Below are 23972 nucleotides of genomic sequence, written 5' to 3'. Positions count from 1 at the left end.
CCGATGAAAGCCCACGAGATCGCTTACGGTCAGCGCCTGCTGCGCGGCCAGGCGCCGTCCTACGAGCGCCTGCAGGCGCGCCTGGCCGGCGACGGCAGCGAGCCCCACGACCAGCCGCGGGCCTTGCACTGTGGCTGGGGGCGCCTGCTGATCGGCCACACCTACCCGGACCCCGCCAGCCTGGCCGCCGCGTTGCAGGACGAGCGCCCCGGCGAGCGCGACATCGCCCTGTACGTGGCGGCCCCTCAGCAACTGCTGGCCCAGGCGCCGCAGCAGCTGTTCCTCGACCCCTCCGATACCTTGCGCCTGTGGTTCACCGACTACCGCCCGGCGCAGCGGGTATTCCGCGGCTTCCGCGTGCGCCGGGCGCAGAACCCCGGCGACTGGCAGGCGATCAACACCCTGTACCAGGCACGCGGCATGCTGCCGGTCGACCCCGAACTGGTCACCCCGCGCCACCTCGGTGGCCCGGTGTACTGGCTGGCCGAGGATGAAGACAGCGGCGCGGTGATCGGCAGTGTCATGGGCCTGAACCACAGCAAGGCGTTCGACGACCCCGAGCATGGCAGCAGCCTGTGGTGCCTGGCCGTGGACCCGCAGTGCACCCGCCCGGGCGTCGGTGAGGTGCTGGTGCGCCACCTGGTCGAGCACTTCATGAGCCGTGGCCTGGCCTACCTCGACCTGTCGGTGCTGCACGACAACCGCCAGGCCAAGCGACTCTACGAGAAGCTCGGTTTCCGCAACCTGCCGACCTTCGCGGTCAAGCGCAGGAATGGCATCAACCAGCAACTGTTCCTCGGCCCAGGCCCGGAAGCCGGCCTGAACCCCTACGCCCGCATCATCGTCGACGAGGCGTTGCGCCGGGGTATCGAGGTGCACGTCGACGATGCCGCTGGCGGCCTGTTCACCCTCAGCCTCGGAGGCCGCCGGATTCGCTGCCGCGAGTCGCTGAGCGACCTGACCAGCGCCGTGACCATGACCCTGTGCCAGGACAAGCGCCTGACCCAGCATGCCCTGCACAACGCCGGGCTGCAGGTGCCGGCGCAGCAGCTGGCCGGCAATGCCGACGACAACCTGGCGTTTCTTGACGAGCATGGCGCGGTGGTGGTCAAGCCGGTGGATGGTGAGCAGGGCCAAGGTGTGGCCGTGAACCTCACCTGCATCGAGGAAGTGACCCAGGCCGTGGAAAACGCCCGTCGCTTCGACAGCCGCGTGCTGCTGGAAAGCTTCCATGCCGGCAGCGACCTGCGCATCCTGGTGATCGGCTATGAGGTGGTGGCCGCAGCGATTCGCCACCCTGCCCAGGTGATCGGTGACGGCAAGCACAGCATTCGTCAACTGATCGAGGCACAGAGCCGTCGCCGTCAGGCGGCGACCGGTGGCGAGAGCCGCATCCCGCTGGATGACGAGACCGAGCGCACCCTGCACGGCGTGGGCCTGGGTTACGACGATGTGCTGCCGGCCGGCCAGCGTCTGGCGGTGCGGCGCACGGCCAACCTGCATACCGGTGGCACCCTGGAAGACGTCACCGAACGCCTGCACCCGGTGCTGGCCGACGCCGCAGTGCGTGCGGCGCGGGCGCTGGAGATCCCGGTGGTGGGCCTGGATTTCATGGTCCGCGATGCCGAGCACCCGGATTACGTGATCATCGAAGCCAACGAGCGGGCCGGCCTGGCCAACCATGAACCACAGCCCACGGCTGAGCGGTTTGTCGACCTGCTGTTCCCGCATAGCCGGGCTTTGGCATGAATCAGTGTTGGGGCCTTCGCGGGCACGCCCGCTCCCACAAGGGCGGTGCAGTCCCTGTGGGAGCGGGCGTGCCCGCGAAGGCCCCAACACAGGAACCAAGGAGTACCCATGACCGAACGACTCCCCGAACCTGACCTCGACTACATGAAGCGCGTCCTGCTGGAGATGCTCGCCATCCCCAGCCCGACCGGTTTCACCGACACCATCGTGCGCTACGTGGCCGAACGCCTGGACGAACTGGGCATCCCCTTCGAACTGACCCGCCGCGGCACCATCCGCGCCACCCTCAAGGGCCGGCAGAGTTCACCCGACCGTGCCGTCTCGGCCCACCTCGACACCATCGGCGCCAGCGTGCGCCAGTTGCAGGACAACGGCCGCCTGGCCCTGGCCCCGGTGGGCTGCTGGTCGAGCCGCTTCGCCGAGGGCAGCCGGGTCAGTGTGTTCACTGACACCGGCGTATTCCGCGGCAGCGTGCTGCCGCTGATGGCCAGCGGGCACGCCTTCAACACCGCGATCGACCAGATGCCGATCAGCTGGGAACACGTCGAAGTGCGCCTGGACGCCTACTGCACCACCCGCGCCGATTGTGAAGCGCTGGGCATTGCCATCGGTGACTTCGTCGCCTTTGACCCGCTGCCGGAATTCACCGAAAGCGGCCACATCAGCGCCCGCCACCTGGATGACAAGGCTGGCGTGGCAGCCCTGCTGGCGGCACTCAAGGCGGTGGTGGAAAGCGGCCGCCAGCCACTGATCGACTGCCATCCGCTGTTCACCATCACCGAGGAAACCGGCTCCGGCGCCGCCGCTGCCCTGCCCTGGGACGTCAGCGAGTTCGTCGGCATCGATATCGCCCCGGTCGCCCCCGGCCAGGCTTCCAGCGAGCATGCGGTAAGCGTGGCCATGCAAGACTCTTCCGGGCCATACGACTACCACCTGTCACGCCACCTGCTGAAGCTGGCCGGCGACCAGGATGTGCCGGTGCGCCGCGACCTGTTCCGCTATTACTTCAGCGATGCCCACTCGGCCGTGACCGCCGGGCATGACATCCGCACCGCGCTGGTGGCGTTCGGCTGCGATGCTACCCATGGCTACGAACGGACCCATATCGACAGCCTGGCCGCGCTCAGCCGCCTGCTTTCGGCCTACCTGCTCAGCCCACCGGTGTTCGCCAGCGACTCGCAACCGGCCAATGCCTCGCTCGAGCGCTTCAGCCACCAGTTGGAGCACGATGCGCAGATGGAGAGCGACACCCGGGTGCCGGCGGTGGACAGCCTGGTAGGAAACAAAAGCTGATGGCCATGGAATCGCGTAGCATGCAGGGATTCCTGAACAAGACCGTGCGCCGCCCATGCTGATCCCTTACGACCAACTGCAAGCCGAAACCCTGACCCGCCTGATCGAGGACTTCGTCACCCGCGACGGCACCGACAACGGCGACGACACCCCGCTGGAAACCCGTGTGCTGCGGGTGCGCCAGGCATTGGCCAAGGGCCAGGCGTTCATCCTGTTCGACCCTGAGAGCCAGCAGTGCCAGTTGCTGGCCAAGCATGATGTGCCCCGCGAGCTGCTCGACTGACATCGGGCCTGGTAGCGGACTCTGTGGGAGCGGCCTTGCGTCGCGAAAGGGCCGCAAAGCGGCCCCAGGGTATCAGCGGCGACGCCGAGAATGCAGGGGCTGCTTTGCAGCCCTTTCGCGACGCAAGGCCGCTCCCACAATGACCGGTGCAGGTCAATCAGCCTTGCACACCTGCGCCGCCTTGATCCGCCGATAGACTTCAGCCCGGTGCACCGGCACCTTGCGCGGTGCTTCCACGCCAAAGCGCACCATGCCATTGCGCGATTCCACCACCTTGATCCGAATATCGTCACCAATGGTGATGACTTCACCGACTTCACGCCCGATCACCAACATGCTCCGGTCCTCTCAACAGGAAAAAACCGCAGAGTGCTTGGGGATATTCGTCTGGACAATGCTTCACCAGCAATTCAGAGCAAACCTACAAGGGCTGGTAACTTCTCCTACAGACAGATCCTACAATCAGCGTGGCTGCGCCTTGGCCCGCATCTTCACCGCCATGTCCGCCATCTCGTCGTACAGCCGCTCCGGCGCCTGACGTTTGAGTTGCCAGGCCTGGCGCCCAGCCTCATGGGGCAGGATCAGAAACTCACCCGCCGCCACTTGCTGGTGGATGTAGTCGGCAATATCCGCCGCGCTGATCGGCGAGCCTTCCAGCAGCTTGCCGACCTGGGCCTTCATCGCCGGGTTCGGCCCGCGGAAGGAATCGAGCAGGTTGGTCTGGAAGAACGACGGGCACACGCAGTGCACGGCCACTTCAAGCTGGTGCAATTCCACCAGCAGGCTCTCCGACAGCGCCAGCACACCGGCCTTGGCCACGTTGTAGTTGCTCATCCCCGGGCCCTGCATCAGCGCCGCCATGGAGGCGACGTTGATGATGCGCCCCTTGCTGCGCTCGAGCTGCGGCAGGAACGCCTTGCAGCCCTTGACCACCCCCATCAGGTTGACCGCGATCTGCCAGTCCCAGTCTTCCAGCGACAGCTCGGCGAAGAAGCCGCCCGAGGCGACGCCAGCGTTGTTGACGATCACGTCGATGCCGCCGAACCTTTCTTCGCAGGCCTGGGCCAGGGCGGTGAGCTGGCTGTAGTCGCGCACGTCGCAGCGCTGGACGAAGCCCTCGCCGCCTGCGGAGCGCACTAACTCCAGGGTCTCGCGCAGGCCCGCTTCGTTGACATCGGCCAGCGCCAGGCGCCAGCCCTCGCGCGCCCAGCGCAGGGCGATCTCGCGGCCCAGGCCCGAGCCGGCGCCAGTGATCATGATGCGGTTTTGCATGGTGGCACGCCTTGTTGTGACAGGTTGTGCAACGAGTCTAATCAAGGCCTTGGCCAGAGGCAGGATTCATCAGGGTAGTGAATGGGCAGGCATGACTGTGTGGTCAGTGCCGGCCTCTTCGCGGCTAAAGCCGCTCCCACAGGTACTGTGCTGGCCTCAGGCCTGAGGTGATCCCTGTGGGAGCGGCTTTAGCCGCGAAGAGGCCAGCACAGGCAGTATTGAAATGGAATCTTTGGCAAGCGGCACCGGTCCGAATTTACAAGAGGCCAGCATTCCGAGGCCCTTGACCCTCAACCACGCAAGGACTCCGTCATGACCACGATTCTCATCATCATCCTGATCCTTCTGCTGATTGGTGGCTTACCGGTCTTCCCGCACTCGCGCAGTTGGGGCTACGGCCCGTCCGGCATCGTCGGCGTGGTGCTGGTGATTCTGCTGGTGCTGTTGCTGCTAGGGATGATCTAGCCGCAGAAAACGAAAAACCGCGCCAAGGCGCGGTTTTTCAATTGCCGAAGGGTATCAGTGCGAAACCGCGCCAGAAGCCCCCAGGCCAGTTTGCGAACGAACGAACTGCGGGTAGAACAGCGCACGCTCGTCGTCAGCCGCCTTGGACTTGTCGGTGACCGAGAAGAACCAGATGCTGACGAAGGCAATGGCCATCGAGAACAGCGCCGGGTATTCGTACGGGTAGATGGCTTTTTCGTGACCGAGGATCTGCACCCAGATGGTCGGGCCGAGGATCATCAGCGTCACCGCGCTGATCAGGCCCAGCCAGCCGCCGATCATGGCGCCGCGGGTGGTCAGCTTCTTCCAGTACATCGAGAGCAGCAGTACCGGGAAGTTGCAGCTGGCGGCGATGGAGAACGCCAGGCCGACCATGAAGGCGATGTTCTGCTTCTCGAACAGGATGCCCAGGCCGATCGCCAGCACGCCGAGGGCGACGGTGGTGATCTTCGACACGCGGATTTCATCCTTGTCGTTGGCCTTGCCCTTGCGCCAGACACTGGCGTACAGGTCGTGGGAAACCGCCGAGGCACCGGCCAGGGTCAGGCCGGCGACCACCGCCAGGATGGTGGCGAAGGCCACGGCGGAGATGAAGCCGAGGAACACGCTGCCACCCACGGCATCGGCCAGGTGCACCGCCGCCATGTTGTTGCCGCCGATCAGGGCGCCTGCGGCGTCCTTGAAGTCCGGGTTGGTGCTGACCAGCAGGATCGCGCCGAAGCCGATGATGAAGGTCAGGATGTAGAAGTAGCCGATGAAGCCGGTGGCGTACAGCACGCTCTTGCGGGCTTCCTTGGCGTCACTGACGGTGAAGAAGCGCATCAGGATGTGCGGCAGGCCAGCGGTACCGAACATCAGCGCCAGGCCCAGCGAGAATGCCGAGATCGGGTCCTTGACCAGGCCGCCCGGGCTCATGATCGCCTCGCCCTTGGCGTGCACCTTGATTGCTTCGGAGAACAGCGTGTTGAAGTCGAAGCCGACGTGCTTCATCACCATCAGCGCCATGAAGCTGGCACCGGACAGCAGCAGCACAGCCTTGATGATCTGTACCCAGGTGGTGGCCAGCATGCCGCCGAACAGCACGTACAGGCACATCAGGATACCCACCAGGATCACCGCGACGTGGTAGTCCAGGCCAAACAGCAGCTCGATCAGCTTGCCCGCGCCGACCATCTGCGCGATCAGGTAGAACGCCACCACCACCAGCGAACCGGAGGCCGACAGGGTACGGATTTCCTTCTGCCCGAGGCGGTACGAGGCGACGTCGGCGAAGGTGTACTTGCCGAGGTTGCGCAGGCGTTCGGCAATCAGGAAGAGGATGATCGGCCAGCCGACCAGGAAGCCGATCGAATAGATCAGGCCGTCGTAGCCAGAGGTGAACACCAGGGCGGAAATACCCAGGAACGAGGCCGCCGACATGTAGTCGCCGGCAATCGCCAGGCCATTCTGGAAGCCAGTGATCTTGCCACCGGCGGCGTAGTAGTCCGCCGCCGACTTGTTGCGCTTGGAGGCCCAGTAGGTGATGCCGAGGGTGAAGGCGACGAAGGCCACGAACATGGCGATCGCCGGAACGTTCAGCGGTTGTTTCTGCACCTCGCCGGTCAGGGCATCGGCGGCCCACACGGCGGGTGCGAAGGCTCCGCAGGCCAGTACGGCCAGGGCTTTGGCGTGGCGAATCATTGTTGCGCCTCCTTCAGGATGGCCTTGTTCAGCTCATCGAACTCGCCGTTGGCGCGGCGCACGTAGATGGCGGTCAGGACGAATGCCGAAACGATCAGGCCGACGCCCAGGGGAATGCCCCAGGTAATCGACGAGTCAGGGCTGAGCTTGGTGCCCAGAATCTGAGGACCGTAGGCGATCAGGAGGATGAAGGCGCAGTAGAGGCCGAGCATGATCGCCGAGAGAATCCAGGCGAACCGTTCGCGTTTGCTGACCAGCTCCTTGAAACGGGGGCTGTTTTGTATCGAGAGGTAAATGCTGTCGTTCATTGTTTTTGTCCTAGCAGCACAGGTAGGGGATGGAACCCACACCCTTACTTTATGCAGCTGTTGGACGCCAACCAGACGACCTTAGTCTTAGATGCAACGGTGTTTTACCGATTGCGTAACAAAGTAACGGACCTTTCGCGGGCATGCCCGCTCCCACACGGTTACCTGTAGGAGCGGGCTTGTCCCGCGAAGAAGCAAAACTGGCCCTGACGGGTTGTTACTTGCCAGTCCACTCCTTGACCCGGTCCGGGTGCTTGGCCACCCAGTCCTTGGCCGCCGCCTCAGGCTTGGCACCTTCCTGAATCGCCAGCATCACCTCGCCGATCTCGTCCTTGGACTGCCACTGGAATTTCTTCAGGAACTCCGCCACTTCCGGCGCCTTGGTGCCCAGTTCCTTGCTGCCGATGCTGTTCACGGTCTCGGCCGCGCCATACACGCCTTTCGGGTCTTCGAGGAACTTCAGCTTCCACTTGGCGAACATCCAGTGCGGCACCCAGCCGGTCACGGCAATCGACTGCTGCTTGGCGTACGCGCGGCCCAGTTCGGCGGTCATCGCCGCGCCGGAGCTGGCCTGCAGCTTGTAGCCGGTCAGGTCATAGTCCTTGATCGCCTGGTCGGTCTTGAGCATTACTCCAGAGCCGGCATCGATACCAACGATCTTCTGCTTGAAGCTGCTGTCGGTCTTGAGATCGGCAATGCTCACGGCCTTGACGTACTCGGGGACGATCAGGCCGATCTTGGCATCCTTGAAGTTCGGGCCGTAGTCGACCACGTTGTCCTTGTTCTTGGCCCAGTATTCACCGTGGGTGACCGGCAGCCAGGCCGAGAGCATGGCGTCGAGCTTGCCGGTGGCTACCCCCTGCCACATGATGCCAGTGGCCACGGCCTGCAGCTTCACGTCATAGCCGAGTTTCTGCTTGATCACTTCTGCGGCCACGTTGGTGGTCGCCACACTGTCGGCCCAACCATCCACGTAACCAATGCTGACTTCTTTGGCCATGGCCTGTGCAGCGCCCACGGCCAATACTAGGGCGGTGCCCACCCCCAGGAAACGGCGCATTCTTGTAAAAGTTGCCATCAAAGCATCCCCTCGTCAGGTCTTGGAGATTGCATCATCTTCCTGCAACACAGGTCGACCTGCTCCCACTGCGACCTGTAACTGCCCCATATGCGACAGCACTGTGCCATTAGCGGCATCGGCCAACGCCTACCTGCGCGATCCTTGCATGCCAAAGGTTTGGCGCCGGGCTACTATCTAACGTTTTGCGCCTGACGATGGACCGCCCGATGCCTGATGCTTCCCGCCTGCTGCCGTTGTACCTGCTCGCCTGCCTGCTCGCCCTGCTCGGGCTGGGGGCGCTCTGGTACGGGCTGGGCAAACCGGTCTTGCTGCCCGACGCCGCCAGCCCCACGCATAAACTGCAGTGTGCGTCGTACACGCCGTTCGACAAGGACCAGTCGCCCTTCGACCAGCCTTTCCGCCTGCGCCCGGCGCGCATGGACGCCGACCTGGCGTTGCTGGCCGAGCGATTCCAGTGCATCCGCACCTATTCGATGACCGGCCTTGAGGCAATCCCGGCGCTGGCGCGCAAGCATGGGCTGAAAGTGATGCTCGGGGCCTGGGTCAACGCCAACCCGGTCGACACCGGCAAGGAGGTGGACGCGCTGATCGCCGCCGCCAATGCCAACCCGGACGTGGTCAGCGCGGTGATCGTCGGCAACGAGGCGCTGTTGCGCAAGGAAGTGACCGGCGAGCAGCTGGCCGCACTGATCAACAAGGTGAAGAGCCAGGTCAAGGTGCCGGTCACCTATGCCGATGTCTGGGAGTTCTGGTTGCAACACCCGCAGGTGGCACCAGCCGTGGACTTCCTGACCATCCACCTGCTGCCCTACTGGGAAGACGAGCCGCGCGGCATTGACGATGCCCTGGCCCATGTTGCCGACGTGCGCCAGGTGTTCGGCAACCGTTTCGCGCCCAAGGACATCTTCATCGGCGAAACCGGCTGGCCCAGCGAAGGCCGCCAGCGCGAGACCGCCGTACCCAGCCGGGCCAACGAGGCGCGTTTCATTCGTGGCTTCGTCAGCATGGCCGAAGCCAATGGCTGGCATTACAACCTGATCGAAGCGTTCGACCAGCCGTGGAAGCGTGCCAGCGAAGGCGCCGTTGGCGGTTACTGGGGGCTCTACGATGCCGACCGGCAGGACAAGGGCGTGCTCGAAGGGCCGGTCAGCAACCTGCATTACTGGCCGCAGTGGTTGCTGGCGAGCGTGCTGTTGATGGCGGTCACGCTGCTGATGGCCGGGCGCCCCGCAACACCGCTGGCGGCCCTGCTGCTGCCGTTGCTGGCCGCATTTGGCGCAGGCTGCCTGGGATTGTGGGGAGAGTTGATGCGCACCCATGCGCGGTTTGCCGGGGAATGGGTGTGGGCGGTGGTGCTGGCCGGGTTGAACCTGCTGGTGCTGATGCATGCGGCCCTTGCCTTGGTCCGTCGTAACGGCTGGCGTGAACGGCTGTTCGCCTGGTTGCAGGCGCGTGCAGGCTGGTGGTTGCTGGCAGCCGGTTTTGCGGCGGCGGTGAGCATGCTGGCTATGGTGTTCGACCCGCGCTACCGGAGCTTCCCGAGCGTGGCGCTGGCATTGCCGGCGGTGGTGTACCTGTTGAAGCCGGTGGCGGCTCGGCGAGCGGAGGTGGCGTTACTGGCCTTTATCGTGGGGGCCGGGGTGTTGCCGCAGTTGTATCGGGAAGGGTTGGAGAATCAGCAGGCTTGGGGGTGGGCGGTGGTCAGTGTGATGATGACTGTGGCGCTCTGGCGGAGCTTGCGGCTTAACAGGAGACACTGAGTTATGTGGGAGCGGCCTTGCGTCGCGAAAGGGGCGCACAGCGGCCCCAGGATCCCAGCATCGCAGCAGAAATTGCCGGGGCCGCTACGCGGCCCTTTCGCGACGCAAGGCCGCTCCCACAGAGACCGCGCAGCTTTTCAGGCTGCGGGCTGCCGAACCAGCCGCAACCCCGCCAACACTACGGCGAACACAGCAATGCTGGCGGTGTACAACACCAGCGCCGGAACACCGAACACCAGCGCCAGCACCGCCAGCCACCAGCCGCCGCGACCGGCAATGACCTGCGCGAGCAACGCCAACCCCAACCCGACCCAGGCCATCACCTGAAAGTGAATGCCCAGCCCCAACCACGAACGCACCTGGCACTGCCAGTAGTCGCCTGGCACCGCGCACAGGCCAACCCACTGTGCATCCTCCATCAACCGATAGCGCACGCCATAACTGGCCGCGAGCCAGATGGCCAGAAACATCAGCAGTAGAGCTGCCGGCAGCGATCGAGACATCCCATTCTCCAATAGCGGTAATCGAAATCATCCATGATCGCCCAAGCCCTGTTGTAAGGCAAAATCACAACCCTGCAGCTATGTTGCAGATAACAAGCACACCAAAGGCCACCGCACTCGGCAACTTTGCCCAGGCTATCGTGGTCCTAGCCTGCGTACTGCACGACCTTGATCCTTCTGGGGGAATACATGCTTCGATCTTGGCGCCTTGCCGCCCTTATTGGCGGCCTGCTCATGGCTGCGGCCGCTTCGGCGCGGGATATCGACGCCGCAAGCTACGGCTACCCCTTGACCAACCCGTTCGAGGCGACCATCGCCACCACGCCGCCGGAGCAGCGCCCGACCCTGCCCAGCGACGATGACATCAACCAGTCCGACTACAGCCTGAACCTGCGCCCCGAGCGCGAGTTCACCCTGCCCGACAACTTCTGGGCAGTGAAGAAGCTCAAGTACCGCCTGGCACGCCAGGACCACGAGGCGCCGCTGATCTTCCTCATCGCAGGTACCGGTGCGCCTTACTCCAGCAGCATCAACGAATACCTCAAGAAGCTGTTCTACCAGGCCGGCTACCACGTGGTGCAGCTGTCGTCGCCAACCAGCTACGACTTCATGAGCGCCGCCTCGCGCTTCGCCACCCCCGGCGTCAGCAAGGAAGACGCCGAAGACATGTACCGGGTGATGCAGGCCGTGCGTGCCCAGCACCCACGCCTGCCGGTCAGCGAGTACTACCTCACCGGTTACAGCCTGGGCGCGCTGGACGCCGCTTTCGTCAGCCACCTCGACGAAACCCGTCGCAGCTTCAACTTCAAGCGCGTGCTGCTGCTCAATCCGCCGGTCAACCTGTACACCTCGATCAACAACCTCGACAAGCTGGTGCAGACCCAGGTCAAGGGCATCGACCGCAGCACCACTTTCTATGAGCTGATGCTCGAGAAGCTCACCCGCTACTTCCAGGACAAGGGCTATATCGACCTCAACGACGCCCTGCTGTATGACTTCCAGCAGTCGAAACAGCACCTGTCCAACGAACAGATGGCCATGCTCATCGGCACCTCGTTCCGCTTCTCGGCGGCCGATATCGCCTTCACCTCCGACCTGATCAACCGCCGCGGCCTGATCATTCCGCCGAAGTTCCCGATCACCGAGGGCAGCAGCCTGACGCCGTTCTTCAAGCGGGCCCTGCAATGCGACTTCGACTGCTACATGACCGAGCAGGTGATCCCGATGTGGCGCGCCCGTACCGATGGCAACAGCATCCTGCAACTGGTCAACCAGGTCAGCCTGTATGCCCTGGAAGACTACCTGCACAACAGCAACAAGATCGCCGTGATGCACAATGCCGACGACGTCATCCTCGGCCCCGGCGATATCGGTTTCCTGCGCAAGGTGTTCGGCGACCGGCTGACCCTTTACCCCCATGGCGGCCATTGCGGCAACCTCAATTACCGCGTCAACAGCGACGCCATGCTGGAGTTCTTCCGTGGCTAACCCATTCCTCCTCGCCACCGCGCTGCTCGTCGTCGCCGGCAATGCCCTGGCCGCGGAAACCGCGCCACGGGCCAGCGTGATCGAAGCCGACCCGCAAGTTACCCAGGCGCCGCTGACGCCGGAGGCCGACGGCTTCATCGACCCGCTGCGCGAACTGAAATTCAACCCCGGGCTCGACCAGCGCGAGTTCGAACGCTCGACCCTGGAAGCACTGAACGTGTACGACCCGCTGGAATCGGTGAACCGGCGCATCTACCACTTCAACTACCGCCTGGACCAATGGGTGCTGCTGCCACTGGTCAGCGGCTACCAGTACGTCACGCCCAGCTTCGTGCGCACCGGGGTGAGCAACTTCTTCAACAACCTGGGTGACGTACCGAACCTGTTCAACAGCGTGCTGCAGCTAAAGGCCAAGCGCTCGGCGGAAATCACCGCGCGGCTGATGTTCAACACCATCATCGGCGTGGGGGGCTTGTGGGACCCGGCCACCAGCATGGGCCTGCCGCGCCAGAGCGAGGACTTTGGCCAGACCCTGGGCTTCTATGGCGTGCCGGAGGGGCCCTACCTGATGCTGCCAGTGCTCGGCCCGTCGAACCTGCGCGACACCACCGGGCTGGTGGTGGACTATGCCGGCGAGCAGGCGGTCAATTACCTGAACGTGGCCGAGGCCAGCGAAAATCACCCCGAGATCTTCGCCTTGCGCGTGGTGGACAAGCGCTACACCACCAAATTCCGCTATGGGCAGCTCAACTCGCCGTTCGAGTATGAGAAGGTGCGGTATGTGTATACCCAGGCGCGCAAGCTGCAGATCGCCGAGTAAGCAGGCCCGGCCTCTTCGCGGGACAAGCCCGCTCCTACAGGATCTGTGTCTGCGCGGTCATTGTGGGAGCGGGCTTGCCCCGCGAAGAGGCCGGCACAGGCAACATCAAATCCCCAGGAACTGGCACAGCTCGCGCTTCTTGGCCAGGGCATCGCGCCGCCCCAGTTCGATCAGCTCGCTGCAATAGCTGGCCTCGAACAACAGATAGCTCAACACCCCTGCCCCGCTGGTCCGGGTCGCCCCCGGACCACGCAGGAACAGGCGCAATGCCGCCGGTAACTCGCGCCGGTGCCGCGCCGCAATCTCGTCCAGCGGCTGGCTGGGCGCTACCACCAGCACCTCGATCGGCGCCAGCCCCAGGCGCCGTGCATCCAGGTGCGCCGGCAGCAGCCGACTGAGGTGGTTGAGCCGCTGCAGCAGCTCGATATCGTCTTCAAGGCTGTCGATGAACGTGCTGTTGAGCATGTGCGCACCGATCTGCGCCAGGCTCGGCTGCTGGCCGCTGAACACGCGCTGGGTCGGCAACGGTGCCGCCGGGCGCTGCGGGTTGCCGCTGACCCCGACTACCAGCACCCGGCTGGCACCCAGGTGCAGGGCCGGGCTGATCGGTGCCGACTGGCGCACCGCGCCGTCACCGTAATACTCGTCACCCAGGCGTACCGGGGCGAACAGCAGCGGGATCGCCGCGCTGGCCAGCAGGTGGTCGATGGTCAACGGTGTGGGCACGCCGATACGGCGGTGGCGCAGCCAGGCATCGATGGTGCCGCGCCCCTGGTAGAAGGTCACCGCCTGGCCGCTTTCGTAGCCGAAGGCGGTCACGGCGACTGCCCGTAGCTGTTCGGCGGCGATGGAATGGCCGATGCCATCCAGGTCCAGGTGCGACTGCAACAGGCCCCGCAGCGGGCTGCTGTCGAGCAAGGCCACCGGCACCTGGCCGCCCAGGCCCAGCAGGCTATGGCCAACGAAGCGGCTGGCCTGGCGCACGACGCCGGGCCAATCGCTGCGGATCACCAGGCGGCTGCGGAAGTTCTGCCAGAACGTGGTGAGGCGCTGCACCGCATCGTTGAAGCGGGTGGCGCCACTGGCCAGGGTGACGGCGTTGATGGCACCGGCCGAGGTGCCGACGATGACCGGGAACGGGTTATGCGCGCCGGGCGGCAGCAGTTCAGCGATGCCGGCAAGGACGCCGACCTGATAGGCGGCGCGGGCACCGCCGCCAGAGAGGATCAGACCAGTTACCGGGGGTGGCGCCATGGATTCCTTCCTGGGGTTGATGTGCTTTCAGGCCCGCGAAGAGGCCGGCACAGGCAACAAACGGTCTAGCGTTTTTTCTTGTCGTACAGCCGTGGCGCGCCCTCAGGCCGCGACTTGAAGCGCCGGTGCGCCCACAGGTACTGCTCCGGGCACTCGCGCAGCACACCTTCGACCCACTGGTTGATGCGCAGGCAATCGGCTTCTTCGCTCTCGCCGGGGAAGTCTGCCAACGGCGGGTGAATCACCAGACGATAGCCGCTGCCGTCCTCCAGACGCTTCTGGGTGAACGGAATCACCTGCGCCTTGCCCAGGCGGGCAAACTTGGTGGTCGCGGTAACCGTGGCTGCCGGAATACCGAACAACGGCACGAAGATGCTCTGCTTGGCGCCGTAGTCCTGGTCCGGTGCGTACCAGATCGCCCGGCCCGAGCGCAGCAGCTTGAGCATGCCACGCACGTCATCACGCTCCACGGCCAGCGAATCGAGGTTGTGCCGCTCACGGCCACTGCGCTGGATGAAGTCGAACAGCGGGTTGCCGTGCTCGCGGTACATGCCGTCGATGGTATGCGCCTGGCCAAGCAACGCGGCGCCGATTTCCAGGGTGGTGAAGTGCACCGCCATCAGGATGGCACCCTGCCCGGCCTGCTGCGCCGCCTGCAGGTGCTCGAGGCCTTCGATGTGGGCCAGGCGTGCCAGACGGGCCTTGGGCCACCACCAGCTCATGGCCATTTCGAAGAAGGCGATGCCGGTGGAGGCGAAGTTGGCCTTGAGCAGACGCCGCCGTTCGTCGTCGGACAGTTCCGGGAAGCACAGTTCGAGGTTGCGCGCGGCGATGCGCCGGCGCTCGCCGGCCACGCGGTACATCAGCGCGCCCAGGGCACCGCCGAGCCACAGCAGGGCACGGTAGGGCAACTGTACCACCAGCCACAGCAGGCCCAGGCCCAGCCACAGGCCCCAGAATCGCGGGTGGAGGAAATAGGGTCGAAAACGCGGGCGTTCCATTGAAGCTTCCGGCAAGACAAAGGCCGAGCATTCTACAACGGATCGGCACCGGTTGCGGCCAACCGGTCTTATCGCTATAAGTCAGGGCACTTTTTTCGCAACAAGCCGTCTATGCAGACCATGAGCCCAAACCACACACCCGACACCGCCTCCGTGTTCCAGCTCAAGGGCAGCATGCTCGCCATCACTGTGCTGGAACTGGGGCGTAACGACCTGGAAGCCCTCGACCGCCAGCTGGCGGCGAAAGTGGCCCAGGCCCCGAATTTCTTCAGCAACACGCCGCTGGTGCTGGCGCTGGACAAGCTGCCGGCCGACGAAGGGGCGATCGACCTGCCCGGGCTGATGCGTATCTGTCGCCATCATGGCCTGCGTACCCTGGCGATCCGTGCCAACCGCATCGAGGATATCGCTGCGGCGATCGCCATCGACCTGCCGGTGCTGCCGCCGTCCGGCGCCCGCGAGCGGCCGCTGGAGCCCGAACCGGAGGTGAAGAAGGTCGAGCCCGTTCCTGAGCCGGCCCCGGCTCCGGCGCCAGCCGAGCCAGAAGTGCGCCCTACCCGCATCATCACCTCCCCTGTGCGCGGCGGCCAACAGATCTACGCCCAGGGCGGCGACCTGATCGTCACCGCTTCGGTCAGCCCGGGTGCGGAACTTCTCGCCGATGGCAACATCCATGTGTACGGCGCCATGCGCGGCCGCGCCCTGGCCGGGATCAAAGGCAATACCAAGGCACGTATCTTCTGCCAGCAGATGACCGCTGAAATGGTCTCGATCGCCGGCCAGTACAAGGTGTGCGAAGACCTGCGCCGCGACCCGCTGTGGGGTGCCGGCGTGCAAGTCAGCCTGTCCGGTGACGTGTTGAACATCACCCGTCTTTAACGGATACTTGCCGTCATTTTTAGAGCAACTTTTTTATCTGTTGCCGTTTTTTTGCATTTTGCTGGGACACGAGTCCCGACTTATTTAGGGGTGAAACACCTTGGCCAAGATTCTCGTCGTTACTTCCGGCAAGGGGGGTGTGGGCAAGACCACCACCAGCGCCGCCATCGGCACCGGCCTCGCACTGCGCGGCCACAAGACTGTCATCGTCGACTTCGACGTGGGCCTGCGTAACCTCGACCTGATCATGGGCTGCGAGCGCCGCGTGGTGTACGACTTCGTCAACGTGGTCAACGGCGAAGCCAACCTGCAGCAGGCCCTGATCAAGGACAAGCGCCTCGAGAACCTGTTCGTGCTGGCCGCCAGCCAGACCCGCGACAAGGACGCGCTGACCCAGGAGGGCGTCGAGAAGGTGCTGATGGAACTGAAAGAACAGTTCGATTACGTCATCTGCGACTCCCCGGCCGGTATCGAGAAAGGCGCGCACCTGGCAATGTACTTCGCCGACGAAGCCATTGTCGTGACCAACCCTGAAGTGTCCTCGGTACGTGACTCGGACCGCATGCTGGGCATCCTGTCGAGCAAGTCGCGCCGCTCCGAGAACGGCGAAGAGCCGATCAAGGAACACCTGCTGATCACCCGTTACCACCCAGAGCGCGTCGAAAAGGGCGAAATGCTCAGCATCGCCGACGTCGAAGAGATCCTGGCGATCAAGCTCAAGGGTGTGATCCCCGAGTCGCAGGCCGTACTCAAGGCCTCCAACCAGGGTATCCCGGTCATCCTCGACGACCAGAGCGATGCCGGCCAGGCGTACAGCGACACGGTCGACCGCCTCCTGGGCAAAGAGAAACCCCTGCGTTTCATCGAAGTGCCGAAGCAAGGATTCTTCGCGCGCCTGTTTGGAGGCAAGTAAACCATGAACCTTTTTGACTTCTTTCGTGGCAGACAGAAACAGACCAGCGCGTCGGTAGCGAAAGAGCGTCTACAGATCATCGTGGCGCATGAGCGCGGCCAGCGCAGCGAACCGGACTACCTGCCGGCGCTGCAGAAAGAACTGCTGGAAGTGATCCGCAAGTATGTGAACATCGGCAACGATGATGTGCACATCGAGCTGGAAAACCAGGGCAGCTGCTCGATTCTGGAACTGAACATCACCTTGCCTGATCGCTGATCTGGCTAAAAGCTGGGGCTGCTTTGCAGCCCTTTCCGACCGGTCCGGCGCCCCGGCAAGGCCGCTCCCACAAGGGTTATGCATTCCCCTGTGGGAGCGGCCTTGTGTCGCGAAAGGGCCGCAAAGCGGCCCCAATGGTTTTCCCCGATTTAACCGAGACCAAGCAATGCCGCTTTCAAACGTCCAGATCCTCTTCGAGGACGCCGCCATCCTGGTGATCAACAAACCGACCTTGCTGCTGTCGGTACCCGGCCGTGCGGAGGACAACAAGGACTGCCTGATCACCCGCCTGCAGGAAAACGGCTATCCGGACGCACTGATCGTGCACCGCCTGGACTGGGAAACCTCCGGCATCATCCTGCTGGCCCGCGATGCCGACAGCCACCGCGAGCTGTCGCGCCAGTTCCACGACCGCGAGACCGAAAAGGCCTACACCGCGTTGTGCTGGGGCCAGCCGGCGCTGGACAGCGGCAGCATCGACCTGCCCTTGCGCTACGACCCGCCGACCAAGCCTCGGCACGTGGTGGACCATGAGCAGGGCAAGCATGCGCTGACCTTCTGGCGCATCGTCGAGCGTTGCGGGGACCACTGCCGGGTCGAGCTGACGCCAATTACCGGGCGTTCGCACCAGTTGCGCGTGCACATGCTGTCGATCGGCCATCCGTTGCTCGGCGACCGCCTGTATGCCAACCCAGAGGCGCTGGCGGCCCATGAGCGGCTGTGCCTGCATGCCTCGATGCTGAGCTTCACTCACCCGGTTTCCGGGGAGCGCTTGAAGTTCGAGTGCCCTGCCCCCTTCTGAAGGTATCTGCGCTAAACTCGCGCCACTGCTGTCTGGAGTGAGTTATGCGCGAAGCACTGAATACCGGCCTGATTGAATTCCTCAAGGCCTCCCCGACGCCCTTCCATGCCACCGCCAGCCTGGCCCAGCGCCTGGAGGCGGCCGGCTACCAGCGCCTGGACGAGCGTGACAGCTGGGCCACGGTGCCCGGTGGCCGCTACTACGTTACCCGCAACGACTCCTCGATCATCGCCATCAAGCTGGGCAAGCAGCCGCCGCTGCTGAACGGCATCCGCATGGTCGGCGCCCACACCGACAGCCCGTGCCTGCGGGTCAAGCCACAGCCCGAACTGCAGCGCCAGGGCTTCCTGCAACTGGGCGTGGAAGTGTACGGCGGTGCGCTGCTGGCGCCGTGGTTCGACCGCGACCTGTCGCTGGCCGGGCGCGTTACCTTCCGCCGTGACGGCAAGGTCGAAAGCCAGCTGATCGACTTCAAGCTGCCGATCGCGATCATCCCCAACCTGGCGATCCACCTGAACCGCACCGCCAACGAAGGCTGGCAAATCAACCCGCAGACCGAACTGCCGCCGGTGCTGGCCCAGGTGGCCGGTGACGAGCGCATCGACTTCCGTGCCGTGCTCACCGAGCAGTTGGCCCGCGAGCACGACCTCAACGCCGACGTGGTGCTGGATTACGAGCTGAGCTTCTACGACACCCAGGACGCCGCGCTGATCGGCCTGAACGGCGACTTCATCGCCGGCGCCCGCCTGGACAACCTGCTGTCGTGCTACGCCGGCCTGCAGGCGCTGCTCAGCGCCGACAGCGACGAGACCTGCGTGCTGGTGTGCAACGACCATGAAGAAGTCGGCAGCTGCTCGGCCTGCGGCGCCGATGGCCCGATGCTCGAACAGACCCTGCAGCGCCTGCTGCCGGACGGCGACGCCTACGTGCGCACCATCCAGCGTTCGCTGATGGTCTCGGCCGACAACGCCCACGGTGTGCACCCCAACTATGCCGACAAGCACGACGGCAACCACGGGCCCAAACTCAACGCCGGGCCGGTGATCAAGGTCAACAACAACCAGCGCTACGCCACCAACAGCGAAACCGCCGGGTTCTTCCGCCACCTGTGCATGGCCGAGGAAGTGCCGGTGCAGAGCTTCGTGGTGCGCAGCGACATGGGCTGTGGTTCGACCATCGGGCCGATTGCCGCCAGCCATCTGGGGGTGCGTACGGTGGATATCGGCTTGCCGACCTTTGCCATGCATTCGATCCGCGAGCTGTGTGGCAGCCATGATTTGGCGCACCTGGTGAAGGTGCTGAGCGCCTTCTACCGTAGCCGCGAGCTGCCCTGACATCCTGGGGGCGCTGCGCACCCCTTTCGCGACACAAGGCCGCTCCTACAGGAATCGCGTATCCCCTGTAGGAGCGGCCTTGTGTCGCGAAAGGGCTGCACAGTAGCCCCAGAATTCCTCAGGCCAAATCCTGCCTGAGATCAATCCCCCTTCTGCCCAACCCGCTATGCTTGTTGTATGGCTCCCAAAGCAGAAGGACCGCTGCCCATGTCCCCCTTTCTCTCGCTGTTCGTGCCGGTATTCCTGTTCCTGATGCTACTGACCATCGGTTTCAGCATGCGCGAGCGCAATATCGGCGTGCTGATGATGTGGATCGGCACACTGGGCATCTTTGGCCTCACCTGCTGGACGATCCTGGAGAAACTGCCGACATAAACCTCTACACTCGGTCAATCGTTTGACCTGAGGTAGATTTCCCGGTGCCAGCCTTTCTGCGTTGCCTAGCCCTGCTGCTGTTCATCTTCATGTCCCCGGTCCAGGCGGCGGGCTTACCCAGCCTGCTGGGCTCCAGTGCCCCCGCCCAGCCCGAAGCCACCGAGCCACTGGGCAAATCCCTGGATGAGGTCATCAAGAACCTCGAGAACGACCAGCAACGCGCCAAGCTGCTGGCCGACCTGAAGAAGCTGCGCGACGCCACCAAGCAATCGCAACCCACCGTCGAACAAGGGGTCCTGGGCCTCATCGGCGGTGCCCTTAACGACCTCGAAAAGCAGTTCAGCGGTGACTCCAGCCCGTTCTACCGCTGGTCGCAGGAAATCGAACAGGCCCAGGCCGAACTCACCGAACTGATCGTGCCGGTGCATCAATGGCCGGCCATCCTGTTCGGCTTTGCCGCGGTCATCGCGGTATGGAGCCTGCTGGCCTATGCCTTCAACTGGGTCGGCCACCGCGTGCGGGTGCGTTTCGGCCTGACCGAGGAACTGCCGCAACACCCCCGTACCTGGGACCTGGTGCGCTTCGCCCTGCGCAAACTGGGGCCGTGGCTGGTGGCGCTGATCTTCACCGTGTACCTGAGCTTCGCCCTGCCCCCGTCGCTGGGCAAATCGCTGGCCATGGTGCTGGCCTATGCACTGGTGGTCGGCACCTGCTTCTCGGCCATCTGCGTAATCGCCTTCTCACTGCTCGACGGCCCCCATCGCCACCGCGCCCTGCACATCCTGCGCCACCAGGCGTTCCGCCCGCTGTGGCTGATCGGCAGCTTCGCCGCCTTTGGCGAGGCCATGAGCGACCCGCGCATGCTGGTCGCCCTGGGTACCCACCTGGCCCATGCCCTGGCGACCCTGGCCAATGTCATCGCGGCGCTGTCGTCCGGCCTGTTCATCCTGCGCTTCCGCCGGCCGATCGCCCACCTGATCCGCAACCAGCCCCTGGCCCGACGCCTGACCCGGCGTACCCTGAGCGACACCATCGAGATCCTCGGCAGCTTCTGGTTCGTGCCGGCGCTGATCCTGGTCGCCGTCTCACTGTTCGCTACCTTCATATCCGCCGGTGACACCAGCACCGCCCTGCGCCAGTCGCTGATGTGCACCGTGCTGGTGGTGGTGTGCATGGTGCTCAACGGCCTGGTGCGCCGCCACGCCGCCAACCCCAAACGCGCCAGCAAGCGTCAGGCGGTGTACGCCGAGCGCCTGCGCAACTTCGGCTACCTGCTGGTGCACCTGTTCATCTGGCTGGTGTTCATCGAGCTGGGGCTGCGCGTGTGGGGCCTGTCGATGATTGGCTTCGCCGAGGGCGACGGCCATGAAGTGAGCGTGCGCCTGCTGGGCCTGGCCGGCACGCTGATCGTCGCCTGGCTGGTGTGGATCCTCGCCGACACGGCAGTGCACCATGCCCTGGTGCGGTCGCGCCGGGGCCTGGCCAACGCCCGCGCGCAGACCATGATGCCGCTGATCCGCAACGTGCTGTTCGTGGTGATCTTCATCATCGCGGTGATCGTCGCCCTGGCCAACATGGGCATGAACGTCACGCCGCTGCTGGCCGGTGCCGGTGTGATCGGCCTGGCTATCGGCTTTGGCGCACAGTCGCTGGTGGCCGACCTGATCACCGGTTTGTTCATCATCATCGAAGACTCGCTGGCGATCGACGACTACGTCGATGTCGGCGGCCACCTGGGCACGGTCGAGGGCCTGACCATCCGTACCGTGCGCCTGCGAGACATCGACGGCATCGTGCACACCATCCCGTTCAGCGAGATCAAGAGCATCAAGAACTACTCCCGTGAGTTCGGCTACGCGATCTTCCGGGTGGCCATCCCGCACAGCATGAACATCGACCAGGCGATCACGCTGATTCGCGAAGTGGGGCAAAAGCTGCGCAATGACCCGCTGATGCGCCGCAATATCTGGTCGCCACTGGAGTTGCAGGGGGTGGAGAGTTTCGAGTCGGGCTCGGCGATCCTGCGGGCACGGTTCAAGACTGCCCCCATCAAGCAGTGGGAAGTGTCGCGAGCGTTCAACCTGGCCTTGAAGCGCCAGTTGGATGAGGCCGGGCTGGACCTGGCTACGCCGCGCCTGTCGGTGCAGGTGGTGACTGCCGGAGGTGGCCAAATGGCTGAATCCGGTTCTTCCAGCTAGGGCCCTTTCGCGGGCTCGCCCGCGAAGATTCCAACACCTCAGCCAGCCTGCGCGCGGATGCGGATGGCATCGTGCCGCCAATATTCCAGGTCACAGTCGATCAGGTGCCCATGCTGGTCGCTGTTGACCCGGGTGATATGCAGGCCCGGGCTGCCGGCCGACACCTTCAACGCCCCCGCCGCTTCCACCGGCAAGGCCGTCGGCAGGATTTCGAAGCACACCTGCCCGTACTGGATGCCATACACCCGCCCGTAGATCTCGGTCAGTGACTGCGCCAGGTCCTGTTCGAGGATGCCGGGAAAATACTTCGGGTTCAGGTAGTGCTCGGCATACAGCACCGCCCGCCCATCGATGCGCCGCAACCGACAGATCCGTACCACGCTGGACAGCGCCGGCAGTTGCAGCCGTGCACAGATGGCTGCCGAAGCCGGCTGCAGGCGCGCCGAAAGCAACTCGGTGGTGGGCACCCGACCCTGGTCCCGCACCATTGCATGAAAGTGGCTACGCTCGATCAGGTCGTAGGTCAGGCGCTGCGGTGCGACGAACCAGCCCCGCCGCTCTTCGCGGTAGATCAAGCCCTGGGCTTCCAACTGCACCAGCGCTTCGCGCAGGGTGATGCGCGTGGTGTCGAACACTTCGCTGAGCTTGCGCTCGGCCGGCAGTTTGCCGCCCGGCGCCAGCAAGCCGTGCTCGATCTGCTCCTGCAGGGCATGGCAGATGGCTGTTACCGCGCGCGGTGGCGTCGACTGCATCAAAAGGTTACCTATCTGGACTAGTCCAGCCCCATTCCGGGGCCTCTGGAGAATAGTGCAAGCCTAGGCAGGGCTGATGAACATCCTGTGACAAAGGCCTGGGCAGACACTGCCAGAAACGCGCCAAGCCAGCATAGCCGGGGTGATCGGGTGGTCTACGCTGTAGCTTCAAGGGCTGTACAGGCCCTGCCCTACATCAAACTGTCACGCAAGCGGCCTACCTTGGCTCAAGCTTTGCTGACCTAGACCAACGGTCAGCAAAAACAGCTTCATTCATAACAACGATCGCTAAAGGCACCCACCCAAGGAGCTTCGGATGAAAAAGTTGTTCATGGCGTCACTGCTCGGCTCGGCCATTACCCTGTGCACCTCGGCGATGGCCGCAGGCCCTGACCTCAAGGCCCTGGAAGACGCCGCCCGCAAGGAAGGCAACGTCAACAGCGTGGGCATGCCCGATGCCTGGGCCAACTGGAAAGGCACCTGGGAAGACCTGGCCAGCAAGTACGGCCTCAAGCACAGCGACACCGACATGAGTTCGGCCCAGGAAATCGCCAAGTTCGAAGCCGAGAAGGACAACGCCAGCGCCGACATCGGCGACGTCGGGGCCGCCTTCGGCCCTATTGCTGCCAGCAAGGGCGTGACTCAGCCGTACAAGCCAAGCACCTGGGACCAGGTACCTGAGTGGGCCAAGGACAAGGACGGCCACTGGGCGCTGGCCTATACCGGCACCATCGCCTTCATCATCAACAAGGACCTGGTCAAGGAAGGCGATCGCCCGAAAACCTGGCATGACCTGGAAAAAGGCAAGTACAAGGTCGCCATCGGTGACGTCGGCACCGCCGCCCAGGCTGCCAACGGCGTGCTGGCTGCGGCCATCGCCTACAAAGGTGACGAGAAGAATATCGAACCTGGCCTGCAGCTGTTCACCAAGCTGGCCCAGCAGAAGCGCCTGTCGCTGGCCAACCCGACCATCCAGACCATCGAGAAAGGCGAAGTCGAGGTCGGTGTGGTGTGGGACTTCAACGGCTTGAGCTACCGCGAGCAGATCGACCCCAAGCGCTTCGAAGTGCTGATCCCGTCGGACGGCTCGGTGATTTCCGGCTATACCACCGTGATCAACAAGTACGCCAAACACCCGAACGCGGCGAAGCTGACGCGTGAATACATCTTCAGCGATGCCGGGCAGATCAACCTGGCCAAGGGGCATGCGCGGCCGATCCGTGCCGAGCACCTGAAGCTGCCGGAGGATGTGCAGGCCAAGCTGCTGCCGAACGAGCAGTACAAGGCGGCGCAACCGATCAAGGATGCCGCGGCCTGGGAAACGACCTCCAAGGCACTGCCGCAGAAGTGGCAGGAGCAAGTGATCATCGAGATGGAATAAAGCAGGACCAATTCGGGGCTGCTGCGCAGCCCATCGCGACGCAAGGCCGCTCCCACAGGGCCGGCGTCGCCCCAGAGGTTTTCG

The 23972-nt window shown here is 64.2% G+C and carries 24 protein-coding genes; 15 read left to right on the top strand and 9 right to left on the bottom strand.

The features are described 5' to 3' along the window. Nucleotides 1-3 precede the first annotated feature (3 nt). From ngg to N430_RS25670, 3 genes are all read left to right on the top strand, one after another. A complete protein-coding gene (gene ngg, locus N430_RS25680) occupies nt 4-1749 on the top strand; it encodes an N-acetylglutaminylglutamine synthetase (RefSeq protein WP_110639584.1) in 1746 nt (581 codons plus the stop codon). 108 nt (nt 1750-1857) lie between these two features. Continuing rightward, nucleotides 1858-3042 carry an osmoprotectant NAGGN system M42 family peptidase gene (locus tag N430_RS25675; protein ID WP_110639583.1) on the top strand — a complete coding sequence of 395 codons (1185 nt, stop codon included), beginning with the start codon at nt 1858-1860 and terminating at the stop codon, nt 3040-3042. Between the two features lie 55 nt (nt 3043-3097). Beyond that, a complete protein-coding gene (locus N430_RS25670; RefSeq protein WP_013971435.1) occupies nt 3098-3325 on the top strand; it encodes a YheU family protein in 228 nt (75 codons plus the stop codon). 153 nt (nt 3326-3478) lie between these two features. On the opposite strand, the gene N430_RS25660 is transcribed toward N430_RS25670, so the two are convergent. Next, a complete protein-coding gene (locus tag N430_RS25660) occupies nt 3479-3661 on the bottom strand; it encodes a carbon storage regulator (protein WP_110639581.1) in 183 nt (60 codons plus the stop codon). 126 nt (nt 3662-3787) lie between these two features. Continuing rightward, nucleotides 3788-4597 carry an SDR family oxidoreductase gene (locus N430_RS25655; protein WP_110639580.1) on the bottom strand — a complete coding sequence of 270 codons (810 nt, stop codon included), beginning with the start codon at nt 4595-4597 and terminating at the stop codon, nt 3788-3790. 312 nt (nt 4598-4909) lie between these two features. Between N430_RS25655 and N430_RS25650 the strand changes: the two genes are divergently transcribed. Further along, nucleotides 4910-5062 (top strand): DUF3309 family protein, encoded by a 153-nt coding sequence (locus N430_RS25650; RefSeq protein WP_012271016.1) that lies wholly within the window; start codon nt 4910-4912, stop codon nt 5060-5062. Between the two features lie 54 nt (nt 5063-5116). On the opposite strand, the gene N430_RS25645 is transcribed toward N430_RS25650, so the two are convergent. From N430_RS25645 to N430_RS25635, 3 genes are all read right to left on the bottom strand, one after another. Continuing rightward, nucleotides 5117-6781: a cation acetate symporter gene (locus N430_RS25645; RefSeq protein ID WP_110639579.1), complete on the bottom strand. Its 1665-nt coding sequence runs from the start codon at nt 6779-6781 to the stop codon at nt 5117-5119. Beyond that, nucleotides 6778-7089, bottom strand: coding sequence for a DUF485 domain-containing protein (locus N430_RS25640; protein ID WP_110639578.1), 312 nt, complete (start codon nt 7087-7089; stop codon nt 6778-6780). Before N430_RS25640 ends, N430_RS25645 begins: the two co-directional genes overlap by 4 nt. 217 nt (nt 7090-7306) lie before the next feature. Continuing rightward, nucleotides 7307-8167, bottom strand: coding sequence for a glycine betaine ABC transporter substrate-binding protein (locus tag N430_RS25635; protein WP_110639577.1), 861 nt, complete (start codon nt 8165-8167; stop codon nt 7307-7309). Nucleotides 8168-8364: 197 nt separating this feature from the next. Between N430_RS25635 and N430_RS25630 the strand changes: the two genes are divergently transcribed. Then, nucleotides 8365-9930, top strand: a complete 1566-nt coding sequence (locus N430_RS25630) for a beta (1-6) glucans synthase (RefSeq protein WP_110639576.1) — start codon at nt 8365-8367, stop codon at nt 9928-9930. A gap of 137 nt (nt 9931-10067) precedes the next feature. Here the strand turns inward: N430_RS25630 and N430_RS25625 are convergent, their stop codons facing one another. After that, nucleotides 10068-10433: a hypothetical protein gene (locus N430_RS25625; RefSeq protein WP_110639575.1), complete on the bottom strand. Its 366-nt coding sequence runs from the start codon at nt 10431-10433 to the stop codon at nt 10068-10070. 189 nt (nt 10434-10622) lie between these two features. On the opposite strand from N430_RS25625, the gene N430_RS25620 reads away from it, so the two are divergent. Together N430_RS25620 and N430_RS25615 are read left to right on the top strand one after the other, a co-directional pair. Beyond that, nucleotides 10623-11921, top strand: coding sequence for a serine/threonine protein kinase (locus N430_RS25620; protein ID WP_110639574.1), 1299 nt, complete (start codon nt 10623-10625; stop codon nt 11919-11921). Between the two features lie 76 nt (nt 11922-11997). After that, nucleotides 11998-12741, top strand: coding sequence for a VacJ family lipoprotein (locus N430_RS25615; protein ID WP_371922798.1), 744 nt, complete (start codon nt 11998-12000; stop codon nt 12739-12741). Nucleotides 12742-12846: 105 nt separating this feature from the next. Here the strand turns inward: N430_RS25615 and N430_RS25610 are convergent, their stop codons facing one another. Both N430_RS25610 and N430_RS25605 read right to left on the bottom strand, forming a co-directional pair. Further along, entirely contained in the window at nt 12847-13995 is a 1149-nt protein-coding gene (locus tag N430_RS25610; RefSeq protein WP_099814776.1) for a patatin-like phospholipase family protein, read from the bottom strand. Between the two features lie 65 nt (nt 13996-14060). Beyond that, the gene (locus tag N430_RS25605) at nt 14061-14996 is read right to left on the bottom strand and encodes a lipid A biosynthesis lauroyl acyltransferase (RefSeq protein WP_110639572.1); all 936 of its coding nucleotides are present in this window, start codon (nt 14994-14996) and stop codon (nt 14061-14063) included. A gap of 111 nt (nt 14997-15107) precedes the next feature. Here N430_RS25605 and minC point away from each other — a divergent pair, with 111 nt between their 5' ends. From minC to N430_RS25575, 7 genes are all read left to right on the top strand, one after another. Then, a complete protein-coding gene (gene minC / locus N430_RS25600) occupies nt 15108-15875 on the top strand; it encodes a septum site-determining protein MinC (protein WP_110639571.1) in 768 nt (255 codons plus the stop codon). A 100-nt stretch (nt 15876-15975) separates the two neighbouring features. Further along, nucleotides 15976-16788 (top strand): septum site-determining protein MinD, encoded by an 813-nt coding sequence (minD, locus tag N430_RS25595; protein ID WP_054893840.1) that lies wholly within the window; start codon nt 15976-15978, stop codon nt 16786-16788. A 3-nt stretch (nt 16789-16791) separates the two neighbouring features. Then, nucleotides 16792-17046, top strand: a complete 255-nt coding sequence (gene minE / locus N430_RS25590) for a cell division topological specificity factor MinE (protein ID WP_003252572.1) — start codon at nt 16792-16794, stop codon at nt 17044-17046. 166 nt (nt 17047-17212) lie between these two features. Further along, nucleotides 17213-17848, top strand: coding sequence for an RluA family pseudouridine synthase (locus N430_RS25585; protein ID WP_110639570.1), 636 nt, complete (start codon nt 17213-17215; stop codon nt 17846-17848). A gap of 44 nt (nt 17849-17892) precedes the next feature. Next, on the top strand, nt 17893-19182 hold the full coding sequence (locus N430_RS25580) for a M18 family aminopeptidase (protein WP_110639569.1): 1290 nt from the start codon (nt 17893-17895) through the stop codon (nt 19180-19182). Between the two features lie 207 nt (nt 19183-19389). Then, nucleotides 19390-19557 carry a hypothetical protein gene (locus N430_RS29510; protein WP_165837385.1) on the top strand — a complete coding sequence of 56 codons (168 nt, stop codon included), beginning with the start codon at nt 19390-19392 and terminating at the stop codon, nt 19555-19557. 44 nt (nt 19558-19601) lie between these two features. Then, nucleotides 19602-21755 carry a mechanosensitive ion channel family protein gene (locus N430_RS25575; protein ID WP_110639568.1) on the top strand — a complete coding sequence of 718 codons (2154 nt, stop codon included), beginning with the start codon at nt 19602-19604 and terminating at the stop codon, nt 21753-21755. Between the two features lie 38 nt (nt 21756-21793). Here N430_RS25575 and N430_RS25570 read toward each other — a convergent pair whose 3' ends face one another. Next, the gene (locus tag N430_RS25570; RefSeq protein WP_110639567.1) at nt 21794-22507 is read right to left on the bottom strand and encodes a UTRA domain-containing protein; all 714 of its coding nucleotides are present in this window, start codon (nt 22505-22507) and stop codon (nt 21794-21796) included. A 316-nt stretch (nt 22508-22823) separates the two neighbouring features. Between N430_RS25570 and N430_RS25565 the strand changes: the two genes are divergently transcribed. Continuing rightward, nucleotides 22824-23888 carry an ABC transporter substrate-binding protein gene (locus N430_RS25565; protein WP_110639566.1) on the top strand — a complete coding sequence of 355 codons (1065 nt, stop codon included), beginning with the start codon at nt 22824-22826 and terminating at the stop codon, nt 23886-23888. Nucleotides 23889-23972 lie beyond the last annotated feature (84 nt).

Source organism: Pseudomonas sp. CC120222-01a (genome assembly GCF_003097235.1).
Taxonomy (GTDB): Bacteria; Pseudomonadota; Gammaproteobacteria; order Pseudomonadales; family Pseudomonadaceae; genus Aquipseudomonas.
This window is presented reverse-complemented; position numbering and strand designations above follow the sequence as displayed.